Source organism: Alcanivorax sp. HI0044 (assembly GCF_001634945.1).
The window spans coordinates 24,948-39,334 of the sequence record NZ_LWEZ01001140.1 but is presented as its reverse complement, the minus strand read 5'-3'; the positions used below and the strand labels follow the sequence as shown (position 1 = coordinate 39,334).

14 protein-coding genes are annotated in these 14,387 nt (G+C 59.2%); 4 read left to right on the top strand and 10 right to left on the bottom strand.

What is annotated here, in order from left to right; all coding sequences use genetic code 11:
- On the top strand, positions 1 to 207 hold a 207-nt coding region (locus A3730_RS32705), incomplete at its 5' end, for a transposase (RefSeq protein ID WP_156501211.1).
- Positions 208 to 457: 250 nt separating this feature from the next.
- Here the strand turns inward: A3730_RS32705 and cysS are convergent.
- The 3 genes from cysS to thrS form a co-directional block, all read right to left on the bottom strand.
- The gene (cysS, locus tag A3730_RS14320; RefSeq protein WP_063538295.1) at positions 458 to 1,840 is read right to left on the bottom strand and encodes a cysteine--tRNA ligase; all 1,383 of its coding nucleotides are present in this window, start codon (positions 1,838 to 1,840) and stop codon (positions 458 to 460) included.
- Entirely contained in the window at positions 1,837 to 2,265 is a 429-nt protein-coding gene (gene hisI, locus A3730_RS14315; RefSeq protein WP_063521312.1) for a phosphoribosyl-AMP cyclohydrolase, read from the bottom strand. The genes cysS and hisI overlap by 4 nt, the downstream gene beginning before the upstream one ends.
- A gap of 106 nt (positions 2,266 to 2,371) precedes the next feature.
- Positions 2,372 to 4,288, bottom strand: coding sequence for a threonine--tRNA ligase (thrS, locus tag A3730_RS14310; RefSeq protein ID WP_063538293.1), 1,917 nt, complete (start codon positions 4,286 to 4,288; stop codon positions 2,372 to 2,374).
- A gap of 253 nt (positions 4,289 to 4,541) precedes the next feature.
- On the opposite strand from thrS, the gene A3730_RS14305 reads away from it, so the two are divergent.
- Both A3730_RS14305 and A3730_RS14300 read left to right on the top strand, forming a co-directional pair.
- The gene (locus tag A3730_RS14305) at positions 4,542 to 6,125 is read left to right on the top strand and encodes an HD domain-containing phosphohydrolase (protein ID WP_082872383.1); all 1,584 of its coding nucleotides are present in this window, start codon (positions 4,542 to 4,544) and stop codon (positions 6,123 to 6,125) included.
- 135 nt (positions 6,126 to 6,260) lie between these two features.
- Positions 6,261 to 7,073: a M23 family metallopeptidase gene (locus A3730_RS14300; protein WP_082872382.1), complete on the top strand. Its 813-nt coding sequence runs from the start codon at positions 6,261 to 6,263 to the stop codon at positions 7,071 to 7,073.
- A gap of 49 nt (positions 7,074 to 7,122) precedes the next feature.
- Here the strand turns inward: A3730_RS14300 and A3730_RS14295 are convergent, their stop codons facing one another.
- From A3730_RS14295 to A3730_RS14265, 7 genes are all read right to left on the bottom strand, one after another.
- Positions 7,123 to 7,614, bottom strand: coding sequence for a DUF488 domain-containing protein (locus A3730_RS14295; protein WP_231883964.1), 492 nt, complete (start codon positions 7,612 to 7,614; stop codon positions 7,123 to 7,125).
- A 134-nt stretch (positions 7,615 to 7,748) separates the two neighbouring features.
- Positions 7,749 to 8,750: a nitronate monooxygenase family protein gene (locus tag A3730_RS14290; RefSeq protein ID WP_063521303.1), complete on the bottom strand. Its 1,002-nt coding sequence runs from the start codon at positions 8,748 to 8,750 to the stop codon at positions 7,749 to 7,751.
- Entirely contained in the window at positions 8,744 to 9,124 is a 381-nt protein-coding gene (locus A3730_RS14285; protein WP_063520572.1) for a DsrE family protein, read from the bottom strand. The genes A3730_RS14290 and A3730_RS14285 overlap by 7 nt, the downstream gene beginning before the upstream one ends.
- A 3-nt stretch (positions 9,125 to 9,127) precedes the next feature.
- Positions 9,128 to 9,541: a DsrE/DsrF/TusD sulfur relay family protein gene (locus A3730_RS14280; RefSeq protein WP_063520571.1), complete on the bottom strand. Its 414-nt coding sequence runs from the start codon at positions 9,539 to 9,541 to the stop codon at positions 9,128 to 9,130.
- Between the two features lie 11 nt (positions 9,542 to 9,552).
- Entirely contained in the window at positions 9,553 to 9,879 is a 327-nt protein-coding gene (locus A3730_RS14275; RefSeq protein WP_063520570.1) for a DsrE family protein, read from the bottom strand.
- A 13-nt stretch (positions 9,880 to 9,892) separates the two neighbouring features.
- The gene (locus tag A3730_RS14270) at positions 9,893 to 11,632 is read right to left on the bottom strand and encodes an NADPH-dependent assimilatory sulfite reductase hemoprotein subunit (protein ID WP_063520569.1); all 1,740 of its coding nucleotides are present in this window, start codon (positions 11,630 to 11,632) and stop codon (positions 9,893 to 9,895) included.
- Between the two features lie 14 nt (positions 11,633 to 11,646).
- A complete protein-coding gene (locus A3730_RS14265) occupies positions 11,647 to 13,383 on the bottom strand; it encodes a sulfite reductase flavoprotein subunit alpha (RefSeq protein ID WP_063520568.1) in 1,737 nt (578 codons plus the stop codon).
- A 134-nt stretch (positions 13,384 to 13,517) separates the two neighbouring features.
- Between A3730_RS14265 and A3730_RS14260 the strand changes: the two genes are divergently transcribed.
- On the top strand, positions 13,518 to 14,357 hold the full coding sequence (locus tag A3730_RS14260; RefSeq protein ID WP_063538291.1) for a LysR family transcriptional regulator: 840 nt from the start codon (positions 13,518 to 13,520) through the stop codon (positions 14,355 to 14,357).
- Positions 14,358 to 14,387 lie beyond the last annotated feature (30 nt).

The window sequence follows — 14,387 nt, the reverse complement described above, 5'->3', positions numbered from 1 at the left end:
AATGGCGACCCCGCGTTGCGGCAAAAGTTATACATGGGTGCCGTTGTGGCGATGCGGCATAACCCCAGCATTCGGCGCCAATATCAACGGCTGTGTGCTGCAGGCAAACGAAAGATGTCAGCGCTGGGCGCGGCCATGAGAAAACTGGTGCACATCGCTTACGGCGTGCTGGCGCACCAGAAAGAATATGAACCACAGCCCGTTTGAGAGGGGTTGTGGTTCATTGGGAGAGACGGTATCTACACGCTGGTCCATTGGTTCTACGAAGCTGCTGTAGGAGATCCCTTCCAGGGGGCGAACCGAGCGCAGCGAGGAAATCGCCCGGGAGGGCGATCAGGCGTTCCTGATCCGCCCGGTTTTCCCGGATGGAAACCGCTGTTGCTTCGCCCGGTTCGCACCCCGAGAGGAGCTCCTGCAGCCGGGGAAAACCAACAACGTGCTGCGTGCCGCGTCTCTTTTACCGACTCCAGCGGGTGCCTTCGCGGGTGTCTTCCAGTTGAATGCCGGCGTCGGTGAGTTGCTGGCGGATTTCGTCGGCGCGGGTGAAGTTCTTGTCCTTCTTGGCCTGGGTGCGCTCGGCGACCAGGGCGTCGATGTCGTCGTTGCTGAGGCCATCTTCGCTCACGTTCTTGTTCTGGAACCAGGCAGTGGGCTCCACGGTGAGAATACCGAGCAGGTCGGCGCCGGCCAGTAATTCCGCTTTCAGTTTCGGCTTGTCCGCCAGCTCGGCCTTGTTCAGTTCGCCGGCGATGGCATGCAGGGCGCTGACCGCTTCCGAGGTGTTCAGATCATCTTTCAGCGCTTCCAGCACCGGGTGGTTGTCCGGCAGTTGGTAACCGGCTTCCGGCGCCACGGTTTCGCCGCGACCGAGCAGAGCGTAGTAGAGTGTATCCAGGCCTTTCTCGGCATTCTCCAGCACGTCGGCAGAGAAGTTCAGCGGCGAACGGTAATGGCTGGAGACCAGCGCAAAGCGCAGGATCTCACCGTGGTACTGGGTGAGCAGGTCACGGACCAGTCGGAAGTTGCCCAAAGACTTGGACATCTTCTCGCCGTCGATATTGATGTAACCGTTGTGCATCCAGTAGCGCACATAATCGGTGCCGTGGGCGCAGCAGCCCTGGGCGATCTCGTTCTCGTGGTGCGGGAAGATCAGGTCCTGCCCACCACCGTGGATATCGATGACATCGCCCAGATGCTTGTGGATCATGGCGGAACATTCGATGTGCCAGCCCGGGCGACCACGGCCCCAGGGGGAGTCCCAACCGGGCTGTTCATCGGTGGAGGGTTTCCACAGGATGAAGTCGCCAGGGTGTCGCTTGTAGTCGGCCACTTCCACCCGGGCACCGGCGAGCATGTCTTCCAGTTTACGCCCGGAGAGCTTGCCGTAGTCGGGCATGGATTCCACCGCGAACAGCACCTGGCCGTCGGCCTCATAGGCGTGGCCTTTTTCCACCAGAGTTTCGATCATCGCCAGCATTTCCGGGATGTGATCGGTGGCCTTGGGGATGATGTTCGGGGTTTTGGCATTCAGGGCCGCCATGTCTTCCAGGAAGGCGGCGCTAAAGCGCTCGGTGAGTTCGCCGATGTCTTCGCCGTTTTCCGCTGCGGCATTGATGATCTTGTCATCGATGTCGGTGATGTTGCGGGCATAGGCCACTTCCGGATAGAGCCGCTGCAGCAAGCGATACAGCACATCAAACACCACCACCGGGCGGGCGTTGCCGATATGGACGAAGTTGTAGACCGTGGGGCCGCACACATAGAGGGTGATGCGGTTGGGATCCAGCGGAATGAAGTCGTCCTTTTGCCCGGTGAGGGTGTTCTGCAGCTTGAGAGTCATTTTTTATAAAGCTCTTTCGGATCGATGATCGGCGTTTTGTCGATGGTCACGTTGTCGGCGTCGGCTTTCCAGTAGAAGCAGTCCCGGCGGCCGGTATGGCAGGCGGGGCCGGTCTGGTCCACTTTCACCAGCACGGTGTCGGCGTCGCAGTCGATGCGCAGTTCTTTCAGCATCTGCACCTGGCCGGAGGATTCGCCTTTGCGCCAGAGCGTCTTGCGCGAGCGGGAGTAGTAGCACACGCGTCCGGTCTGCAGGGTTTCCTCGATGGCTTCGCGGTTCATCCACGCCATCATCAGGACTTCGCCGGTGTCATGCTGTTGGGCAATGGCGGGTACCAGGCCGTCGCTGTTGTACTTGAGGTTGTCCAGCGCGTCCTTGAGGGCGAGCTGAAAGCCTTCGGGTTGGTGTTCGTTGTCTTTGAACATGGTTGATCCAGTCTGAGGTCGGACGTCGGACGTCGGACGCTTTAAACATGAAAACCCGCCCAAGCCGGTTTTCGCGTCAGACGTCAGACTTCCGACGTCCGACCGTTTAGATCGGCAAGCGTGTTGCGTCGGCCAGGGCCGCCACGGCTTCGTCCAGATCCACGGTCTCGGTAGCCTGGGAGCCCAGGGTGCGAATGGCCACCTGATTCTGCTGGGCTTCCTGTTCGCCGATCACCCAGATGCGCGGGGTCTTGGCGCGGGAGTGTTCGCGGACCTTGAAGCCGATCTTCTCGTTGCGAATATCCAGCTCTGCCGGTACCCCGGCGGCAACCAGTTTCTGCTGCACGGCGGTGGCGTACTCGTCGGCGGAGTTGGTAATGGTGCAGATCGCCACCGGGCGCGGCGCCAGCCACAGGGGCAGGTGGCCGGCGGTGGATTCGATCAGGATACCCAGGAAGCGCTCCAGGGAGCCCAGCACCGCACGGTGCAGCATCACCGGACGCTGGCGGGAACCGTCTTCGGCCACGTATTCCGCATCCAGACGATCAGGCAACACGAAGTCCACTTGCAGGGTGCCGCACTGCCAGTCGCGGCCAATGGCGTCACGCAGTACGAATTCCAGTTTCGGGCCATAGAAAGCGCCTTCGCCCGGGTTCAGTTCGCATTCCAGCCCCAGGGATTCCACCGCAGAGCGCAGGGCGCCTTCGGCCTTGTCCCAGGTTTCGTCGGAGCCGGCACGGTTGTCCGGGCGATCGGAAAATTTGATGCGGAAGCTGTCGAAGCCGAAGTCTTCGTAGACTTCGCGCAGCATCTTGATAAAGCCGGCGGTTTCCTCGTTGACCTGTTCTTCGGTACAGAAGATATGCGCATCGTCCTGGCTGAACGAGCGGGCACGCATCAAGCCATGCAGGGCACCATGGGCCTCGTTACGGAACAGGGTGGTGAATTCGCCCAGACGAATCGGCAGGTCCCGGTAGCTGGTGATGCCTTGCTTGAAAATCTGCACGTGGCCCGGGCAGTTCATCGGCTTCACGGCCATTTCTTTGTGGTCGTGGGTGCAGACGGTGAACATGTCTTCGCCGTACTTGTCCCAGTGGCCGGACTGTTCCCAGAGGATGCGGTCCATCATCTGCGGGGTGGAGACTTCCTGATAGCCGCCTTTTTCCATCTTGCCGCGGATGTAGTTTTCCAGGTTCTGGCGCATGCGCCAGCCCTTCGGGTGCCAGAACATGCTGCCCACCGCTTCCTGCTGGATATGGAACAGGCCCATTTCCCTGGCGAGTTTGCGGTGGTCACGTTTTTCCGCTTCCTCAAGCTGCTTGAGGTGGGCGTTCAATTCTTTCTTGTCGCGCCAGGCGGTGCCGTAAATGCGCTGTAGCTGGGCATTGTTGGCATCGCCCCGCCAGTAGGCGCCGGCCACCTTGGTCAGCTTGAAACCGTCGCCCAGCTTGCTGGTGCTGGGCAGGTGTGGGCCGCGGCACAGGTCGATGAAATCGCCCTGGCGGTACAGGCTTACTTCCTGGTCGGCGGGCAGCTCGCGGATGATTTCGGCCTTGAATTCTTCGCCTTTCTCCAGGAAAAAGGCCACAGCTTCATCACGGTCCCAGACTTCACGGCGGATTTCCTCATTGCGGCGCACAATATCCTGCATGCGCTTTTCAATGGTTTTCAGGTCATCCGGAGTGAACGGGGTGTCCCGATGGAAGTCATAGTAGAAGCCGTTGGCAATGGTCGGGCCAATGGTCACCTGGGTATCCGGGAACAGCTCCTGCACGGCTTCGGCCATGACATGGGCGGCATCGTGGCGAATCAGTTCCAGGGCCTCGTCGGTCTCCCGGGTGATGATTTCCACCGTGGCGCCGTCGTCGATGGGCAGATAGACGTCGATCAGGTTGCCGTTGGCCTTGGCGGCCAGGGCTTGCTTGGCGAGTTTTTTGCTGATGCGTCCGGCGATTTCGAAGGCGGAGGCGGGTTGCTCAAACTCCATGCTTGCCCCATCGGGCAGTTGATAGCTCACACTCATGAGACAGGGGATCCAGGTGATTGGCTCAGAACCGGAAGATGGTAGGGAATCAGGCCCCCCGCTTCAAGGTGCGGGGGCGGCTAAGCGCCTCCTGAGGCATGATTTTGCAGCCTTTAGTGCGCCTGTCGTGGATTAACCGACGTATGGCACAGAATTTTGCCTGTTTCCGGGCGCCCGCCTATGCTTGGGACGGGGATGCAGGGATAGATGACAATGAAAGTCCAAGGATGAACCCGATGGAGCTGGATAGCCCATGATGACACCCTCACAAACGCAACAGATGGCAGACAACGCGCAGTTGCCCAGGCTGTTGCGGGTGGCGCAACACCTGAGTGAGCAGAAGGATGTCCCCCGTCTGCTTGAGGCGTTGCTCAAAGAAGTGCTCTACCTGTGCCATGCGGACACGGGTTGGGTGTGGTTGTATACCGATAGTCGCCCCCGGGCCGGGCTGAATTGTCTGTGTCAGGATGCGGGCGGTGGCAGTGGTGCGGTAAAGGAAGCGCCGCAATGGTTTCGCCCGTTAGCCGAAGACGCGGCCGTTGACGGCATGGTAGAGCAGTGTTTTGCTGCGGGTGAACCCCTCACCGTGGCATTGACGCAAACCTCTCTCAGTGAGGCTGATCAGGCGCTGCTGGCGGCACTGGCCCCGGATGCCAAAGGGGTTCAGCTCTGGCCACTGTACAACCATGAAGGCCTGGTAACCGGTGTGCTGCAGCTGGCCTATGACAAGCCGGTGCCCCGCAATCTGCAGCGTCTGGGGGAACATGGACACCTGATTTTCCAGTCCCTGCTGACCTACGGGGGGATTGCCCTGAGCAATCTCAGCCAGGTGCAGGAACTTAAGGACCTGCTGGATGCCTTTATCAAGGTGCTGGCCCAGGCCATTGATGCGAAAAGCCCTCACACCAGCGCCCATTGTCAGCGGGTGCCGGTGATCACCGAAATGCTGGCCCAGGCCACCTGTGATGATCAGGCGCTATTTCCCGATTTTTCGCTGGATGAAGAGGGCTGGTATGAGCTGCACGTGGCCGCCTGGCTGCACGACTGCGGTAAGCTGGCCACCCCGGACTCGGTGTTGGACAAGTCCACCAAGCTGCACACCCTTCACGACCGCATTGATGAAGTCGCCAGTCGTTTTGCCGCCCTGCGGGCAGAAATCCAGTTCCGTTATGAAAAAGCCTGCTTGCTGAAACCGGAAGAAGAACCGGCCAGCCGGCAGCGGATGGAAGACGAAATTGATGCGCTGAAAGAAGAGCTGGCCTTTCTGGAGCGGATAAACCGTGGCGGAGAGGCCATGGCCGCGGTGGATCAAGAGCGAGTAAAGGCGATTGCTGCACGGACATGGACCGATGCCTGGGGGCAGGAAAAACCGCTACTTAGTGACGACGAAGTGTACAACCTGTGTATTCCGCGCGGCACACTGACACCGGAAGAGCGCAAGATTATCAACGGCCATATGGATGTGACCCTGGACATGCTGGGCTCCTTGCCATTTCCGCGTAAATTGCAGCGGGTGCCGGAATATGCCGGTGGCCACCATGAAAAAATGGATGGCACGGGTTTCCCGCTTGGCCTCACCCGTGACCAGATGTCGATTCCTGCACGGATCATGGCTATCGCCGATGTGTTCGAAGCGCTTACGGCCAAGGAGCGCCCCTATAAAACGCCGCTCAAACTCAGTGAAGCGCTGGGTATCATGCAGCGCATGCGCAACAACGATCACCTGGACCCGGACCTCTACCAACTGTTCATCCGCTCACAGGTGTGGCGTCAATACGGTGAGAAGCATCTGGACCCGGTGCAGCTGGATGTGGAGGATGGCAGCGCGTTTTTGTGACGGAATTTCTGTCGGTGAGTCGATAGCGCCGCGATCAAATTAGTTCAAAGTTCAAAGTTCAAAGTTCAAAGTTCAAAGTTCAAAGTTCAAAGTTCAAAGTTCAAAGGGAAGTGATTTTTTAATGTTGAGGTCTTTGTGCGTATTGTTTTTTTGATAGTGCTTTGCCTGTTGTCTTCGTTGTCCATGGCCAGCGACTGGTTGTTGTCATTGGAAGGGCCGCGTACCCAGGGTTCCTTGTTGCGTGGGCAGGTGGAAAATGGAGTGACTGTCAAGCTGGGCGACCGGGCAGTGCGCACCACCGATGCGGGTTTTTTCGTTGTGGGGGTTGGGCGTGACGCTGCTCTGCAACAGACGCTGTTATTGGAAAAAAACGGTGAGCAGCAACTGGTGCCGGTGATGCTGGAGAAACGTGAATATGCGATTCAGCGTATTGAAGGCGTGCCCAAACGCACGGTCGAACCGCCACCGGAAGCGGTGTTGAAACGAATACGTCGAGAAGTGGCCGAGATCAAAACTGCGCGGGATACGGATTCCGACCTGATGGCCTTTCTCAGTGATTTTCAGTGGCCACTCACCGGGCGTATCAGTGGTGTGTATGGCAGTCAGCGAGTCTATAACGGCAAGCCTGGCCGGCCACACTATGGCGTGGATGTGGCCCGGCCCACGGGTACGGTGGTGGTGGCGCCAGCGGATGCGGTGGTCACTTTGGTGCAACAGGACAATTATTATTCCGGTGGCACCTTGATTATGGACCACGGTTATGGAGTGTCATCCACCATGATCCACCTTAGCGAGGTGCTGGTGAAAGACGGGCAGACGGTGAAGCAGGGCGAGCCCGTGGCCAAAGTCGGTGCCAGCGGGAGAGCCACAGGCCCTCATCTGGATTGGCGCCTGAACTGGTTCGAGGTCAAGCTGGACCCGGTTACGGTAGTGCCGCCGATGAAGTAATGGCCCTGTTAAAACAATCGGGACTGTTTCTGCCCGCGTTGATTTTCCTTCACGGATTTGACGAATCCTGCAGATACATCTTTAGCGCCACCGCATTATTATGGGCTTCATCCCTGGCGCCATACACTAACGTAAGACGACCATCTTTGGCTGTTTGGCGTAATGCCTGCCGTGTTTCGTGCGGCAGGTTTTCACGCAATTCGCGGTGGTATTTCTGGTAAAACGCGGCCCACTTTTTCGGGTCGTGATCGAACCATTTTCGCAAGTCATCCGAAGGCGCCAATGCCTTGTTCCATTCGTCGATTTTCAGCTCGTCCTTGCTCACACCCCGCGGCCATAGCCGGTCGATGAGAATCCGGTAACCATCATCGGGGGCTGCCTTTTGGTAGGCACGTTTGCAGTGAATGTTGAACTCCTGAGAAGACATCTTTGACCTCCCTGGCTGGATAGCGTTGGAAATAACGGTATCAGGTTTTTCTGCGGTGTTGCTCGTTACTCTGGCATTGCTGTGGGCAGACACTGGAGCCGTGAGGATGAACATGTTTGGCCAGTATATAGACGAAGCTCCACAGTGATGCGGTGATCACGATAAGCAAGAAAAGACTGGGCAGCGGACGGATGCGTTCGCGATGGGATGTTTGTGGTTTTGTCGGTGGTGACATCGAAACCTCCCGATCAGCGTGGGGCCCTGCGCAGTTTGGCGATGCGGCTATGTATCTGGTCGAGTAACGTATCGATACGCTGCTGCACACTGGTGACGGCATGAATCTGGCTGCAGGATTGCCCGCAGAACAGCGCCATGTCATCGAGTTTCCCCCTGGCGTCAGCCAGTGGAGAATCGGTGGAAAAAAGATAGACCGGTTGCCCGTCCTGTTCGCCAATGCAGGTGTCGGGATCGGCCTGGTCATAATCGCCTCGGGTGACAGCGTTGTTGAGTACGCGCACCGGTGCCGGTTCATGCCAGTTGCGCGAAAAACGGGTGGTATGGACGGTGTCATCGGCACGGGCATCAACGATGCGTTGCTTATGGTGCAAGTGAGCGTTAGCTTCATGGGTGGCAAGAAACGCGCTGCCCAGACTGACGCCCTGTGCGCCCATTGATAAAGCCGCGAGGATGGCTTCACCGCTGGCAATGCCGCCGGAGGCCACCACCGGCACGTCACTATTGGCGGCGACCTGTGGGAGCAATGACAGGGTGGCCGTGGTGCCTCGAACATGACCACCGGCTTCGTATCCTTGCACGATCAATACATCGGCGCCGGCGGACTGAGCCAGGTCGGCATCACGCTGGCTGCCCACCTGACAGATTACCTGCTTGCCTTCTTTTTTGAGGTACTGCACCAGGCCGGTATCCACGTCCCAGAAAAACACAAAAGCGTCCACCTGGAGTGCCAGGCAGGTAGCAATCTGGTCCATCAGCAGGCGCCGTTCGGTGGCGGCGGGAATCAGGTTGACGGCGAAAGCCCCGTCGTTGATGGCGCGCAAGGCTTCCACTTCATGGCGGATGCGCGCCACGGGCTCACGAACCATACCCAGCACTCCGAAGCCGCCGGCCCGATTTACTGCCGCCACCAGTTGATGGCGGGATACGCCGCCCATACCTGCCAGCATGATGGGCAATTCGCAGCCCAGGGTATGCAGCAGCGGGGTGCGTAATGGTTGGGGAAGGATCACCATTGCCAGATCTGGTCCACGCTTTCATACAGGTTGACCAGGCCCTGGCGGCTGACGGCCTGAACTCCTTTGAGCAAGCTTTTGCGCTCCAGCCCCCGTTCTTCCAGATCCTCGCTAACGGCGTAAACGGGCACACCGCTTTCCAGCAGGTTGCTTAAATCCCGGGGCAGGTTGGCGGGCTGGGTTTGCGACCAGCCGGCCACGTTCAAGGCCGGTTGCGTTTGTTGCTGGGTGGCGTAATACACACCATGACCACTGAGCAGCACGGTCAAATGGCCACCGGCTCCGCGCATGGATTGGGTGAGCCAGAGGATGGTGTCGTCCTGCTCTTCGGTGGTGGTACGAAATGCCTGATCGATAACTTGTAACGCTTTCATGGCTTACCTCGTGCCGATGGTGAGAGTGTTGAAGGCCTCGCTGGCGTAGCGCCACAAATCCGGCGGGCCGCCTCGGCCGCAGCCGTCGATCACGTCGTTGACTCCACGCTCGTCCACGCACAGCCCGCAGTTGATCCACTCGAAGGTCAGCCCCTTGCCTGCGGCTTTTTGTTGCAAGGCGGCCACCCAGTCCTTGCTCAGCGGGTGGGCTTCTTCTTCACAGTCGTGGCCGTGAACAGCGTTGCCATGGGGCGACTGTTTGGAAAAAGACAGCGCCACGGCGCCTTCGTAGGCAAACACACGAACGTTGGCATTTTTTTCCAGAGCAGCATCAAGCAGACGGAAAAAGGTTACCGTGCGCTCACTCTCGAACGGTGGGTCCATGAACGCAAAGGTCAGTGTTTTGTTTTCACTCATGATCACTCCAATTAATTCCAGATGACTTTTTCACCGTCGAGCAGGGCGTCGATAACGGTATCAAGGCTGCTGCTGGCAATGTTGTCCTTCAGATCTTGATCCAGTATCTGCCGTTGTTGCAGAGAGAAACCGTCGGCCATGACAGGCACGCCCCATTTCAGCAGCTTGTCGAAATGCTCACTGCGGGCGCCTTTGCGAGCCGGGGTAACCCCGTTTTGTACCAGCAGCAGGCGCACGTTGTGGCCGGCATCGTAGAGTTGCCCGGCGAGGGCGAACTGGTGTGCGGTGCGGACCTCGGTGAACGGGTCCTGGCTCTGGATAAACAGGTAATCCGACATGATGACTCCTGGTTCAATGGGGCTGGATGACAACGGGTTGAGCATCCGGCGAGTTGCTATTGGTTGTGCTCTTGTCGTGCACGGTATCGAGACGCTTGCTGCGAATCAGGAAGTCCCCAAACGATTCGCCACTGTTTCTTTGCTCTGCAAAGGCTTCGAACAACGGAGCGATCAAGTCAATGAAGCGACTCTCACTGACGTTGCTGGCGTACAGACGATTGAGCCTGTCGCCATTAAAACTGCCGCCCAGGTACAAATTGTAGAGTCCCGGAGCGCGACCGGTGAGGGCGATCTCTGCCAGATAGGGGCGAGCGCAACCGTTTGGGCAACCGGTTACACGGAGCGTGATCGGTACCTGACTGAGGCCGTACTGCTGTTTGAGGCGGTTAAACAGCTCGAGCAGGTCCGGCATGTAGCGCTCCGCTTCGGCCATGGCCAGGCCGCAGGTGGGGAAGGCCACACAGCTGAGGGTATGCGCCGCTTGCAGGTCGGGTTCGAGCCGGTGGCTTAGTCCCAGGTCGTCAAGCCGCCAGCCGATCTGTTCGCGTTCGTGCTCTTCCACGTGGGTCAGCTGCAGGTTTTGATTGGTGGTCATGCGGATGCGACCGCCGTACTGCTGGAAAAAACCTTCCAGCTGGTCGCGCAAGGCGCCGTCGACACGGCCATTTTCAATATGCAGTGTTGCCGTCCACAGGCCGTCATCGCCTTGTTGCCAACCCAGTGCATCCCCGTTTTGGGTCAGAGTGAAGGGGCGTGCCGGTGCGAGAGGTTTACCGCGGCGCTGGGCCAGTTGTTGCAAAAACCAGTCATTGCCCAGGCGATCCAGGGTGTATTTAAAGCGAGCCCGGTGGCGGTCTTTACGGTCACCGAAGTCCCGCTGAATGCCCATGACGGTTTCAGCAAACGCAGGGGCTTCATTCGGGGGAATGAAACCGAGTACTTCGGCGGCGCGGGGATAGCTGTTTTCACGGGTATCCAGCTGCCCCATGCCGCCACCGACACAGATATTGAAACCTTGCAGTGCGCCGTCTTCCACGATGGCAATCAGGCCCAGGTCCTGGCCGTACACATCAATGTCATTGATGGGCGGAATCACATAACCCACCTTGAATTTGCGGGGCAAGTAGAGCGGCCCGTATTGTGGGTCCTCATCGGCCATGACCGGGCGATCTTCCTGATACCAGATTTGCGGGTAGGCACCGGTTTTGGGAATCAGTCGCTGGCTGGTTTCCCGGGCCAGGTCGGCCACTTGCTGGTGGATAGCAGATTGCGACGGATTGCTGCCACACACCACGCCACGACTGTCATCGCCGCAGGCGGCAATGGTGTCCAGGCCCAGGTCACGGATGCCCTGCATCAGTGCTCGCAGATACGGCTTGCGGATGCCATGGAGCTGAATGGTCTGCCGCGTGGTAATGCGAATGCCGCGATCGGCAAAGCGCCGCGACAACTGGTCGATGCCCTGCCACTGGGTTTTGCTCAGGGTGCCGCCAGGAATGCGCATGCGCACCATAAATTGGTAGTTGGGCTCCAGTTTGCGGCGGGCCCGGCCGGCGCGCAGGTCGCGGTCGTCCTGTTGATAAATGCCATGAAATTTCATCAGCAGGGAGTCGTCGCCGGAGACGGCACCGGTGATGGCGTTTTCCAGGCTTTCAGAAATGGTGCCACGCAGGTATTGGCTGTTGGCTTTGAGCTGCTCGTTGGCGTGCAGCTCGCTGATGTCCTGGCTCAGATCGCAGCTTCGATCAGTCATGGTCTGCCTCGCGGTTAATACAGGTTTCGGTGCAGGCGTTTGTCTTTACCCAGCTGTTTCCAGGTGTCCGCGTCAAACAGGGCGGACAGGGATTTTTCACAGTCGGCAAGACGTTGCTTGTCGCCACAGAAATACAGGTGAGCACCGGATTCGACCCACTCTTGCAAGCGTTTGGACTGTTCCAGTAGTGGGCTGGCCAGTCGTTTGCCTGGTTGGTCCTGATAGAAAACGGTATCGACCCTGTCGAGCACGCCGTCCTGGTGGGCTTGCTGGAATTCCGTTTGATAAAGAAAATCCTGCTCAAACTGTTGTTCGGCAAATACCAACCAGCAGGGGCGCTGCGCACGGGCTTGCCCCAGCGCTTGAATAAAGGCGCGGTAGGGGGCAATGCCGGTGCCCTCGGCGATCAAAATTACCGGTGTTTGCGGGTCGTCTGGCAAGTGGAAGCGAGCGTTGCGGTGCGGGTAAATGCGCACGGTGTCGCCGGGCTCCAGGGTGAGCAGATATTGGGAGGCGATGCCGCTTTCCTGGCGGCCGGCGATGCCATAGCGAAACGCTTTCACGTTCAGGTGCAGCTCATCGTCGATGTGTCCCAGGCTATTGGCCACATCGTACAGGCGCGGTTGCAGCGGGCGCAGGGCATCGACCAGGGCTTGCGGGTCCGGCGTGGCGGGGGCCTGATGAAGCAGGTCCAGTACCTGGACGGTTTTCAGATACTGACGCTGTTCTTTGCCGGGGGCATCCAATTGCTGTTTCAGGGTTGGGTCATCGCTCAGTTGCGCCCACTGTTCCAGAAAGCGGGGGCTGGGAATGGTCAAGTCCTGGTGCTGACGCAGCGCCTGCACCAATGGCATGGATTCGCCCTGAAGGGTGACCGGTGCCTCGCCGGAGAGATTACAGGCATCCAGCACGGCGGCAACCAATGCCGGAGGGTTGTCGGCGAGCACGCCGACGGCATCACCGGGGGCAATGGCGAAGTCCGGGGTTTCCAGCGCCAGTTCCAGATGGTGGATCGGCGAGGTCCGCTGCGGGGCGCTCAGGTTCAGGTTTTCCAGCACCTCGACACTGAGGGGCTGCTTTTTGCTGTAGACCGGGGCGGCGCCGGTGGGCGCGGCCGGTATCGTGGATGTGGCTGCGTTTTGCTCGCTACGCGGCAGCTGCTCGCGCACGGCTTTACCCCAGCGGGCGGCAGGTTCGTCAAAGTCCACATCGCATTCCTGACGTGGGTGCAAGCGCGTGCCGCCCAGCGCTTCCAGCCGTTCATCCAGCTGCTGGCCGGTGACACAAAAGTGCTCGTAGCTGCTGTCGCCCAGTGCCAGTACGGAGAACTGCAGGCCCTCCAGGCGCGGGGCGTTGTCGGCCATCAGGGCCTCGTAAAAGGGGACCACGGGTTCGGGAGGGTCGCCATCGCCGTGGGTGCTGCAGATGACCAGCAGGTGTTTGCGCTTGCTGAGCTGCCGTACGCGCAGTTTGGCCAGGTCTTCCAGGTCCACGTTAATGCCTTGCTGGTGGGCCTGTTCGGCCAGTGCCCGGGCGATGCTCTCGCCGTTGCCGGTTTCGCCGCCGTAGGCGATCAGCACGGCGTTGCCCGGGCTGGGCGCGGCCTGTGGCGTCGTTGCTTGCGCAGGGGCGCCGGCGGCCAGGTAGCCACTGAGCCAGAGGGCCTGGCGTTCATCCAGCAGGCCCAGCAGCTGCTGCACCTGCTGCCACTGGGGCTCGGAAAAGGGGGTTGCTGTTTGCGGGGGCGTCATGGAATGGGCGCTCCGGTTATTACCATGACAGTGAGTATGAAGACTCGTTTTAATAGGCAATAATGAAATATAAGAGAGTTTAATATCGAAGATATCGATATAAGTCCGTTTTGAGCCTGTATGAGGAGCCCCTTTTGGATATCGATCTGGCCCGTACCTTTCTGGAAATTGTCCGCACGGGCAGCTTTATGGCGGCGGCAGACCGGCTACACATCACTCAGACTACTGTCACGGCACGGGTGCAGAACCTGGAAGGGCAGCTGGGTTGCCGGCTGTTTGTGCGTAACCGTAGCGGGGCGACGCTGACGGATCACGGAGAGCGATTTGCCAGCCACGCCAGCCAGCTGGTGCAGACCTGGGAGGCGGCCCGCCGGGAGCTGCCGTTACCGCAGGGTGCGGAATCTGTGCTGACATTGGGAGCGGAGATCAGTCTGTGGAATCCGTTGTTGCTCAACTGGCTATCGGCGCTGCGAGAGGTGTTGCCGGATGTGGCGCTGCGTACTGAAGTCGGTGAGCCTCGCTCCTTGCACGAGCGGCTGGAGCAGGGTGTGTTGGATGCGGTGCTGGTTCACCAACCGGACTACTGGCCCGGCATGCAGGTGGAGCAGTTGCTGGAAGAAAAACTGATTCTGGCACGCACCCCGCACACGGCGGAACCCTACGTGTATGTGGATTGGGGGGCGCACTTTCGTCAACAGCACGATGTGGCGCTGCCGGAAAAGGCCCGTGCCACGTTAACCATGGATTTAGGACCGTTGGCGATTCAGTACCTGGTGACCAATGGGGGCAGCGGTTATTTCCGTACCCGTGTTGCCCAGCCGTATCTGGAAAGCGGGGCACTGGTTCGTGAAATTGATGCGCCGGAGTTCAGTTATCCGGTGTTTCTGGTCTATTCCCGAGCCAGGAAAAGCGCGCAACTGGAAAGAGCGTTCTCTGTGTTGCAGACCACATTGGCCCGCCAGGCGGAGTGGTAACAGAGACGTTGCTGGCGTTATGATTCGCGC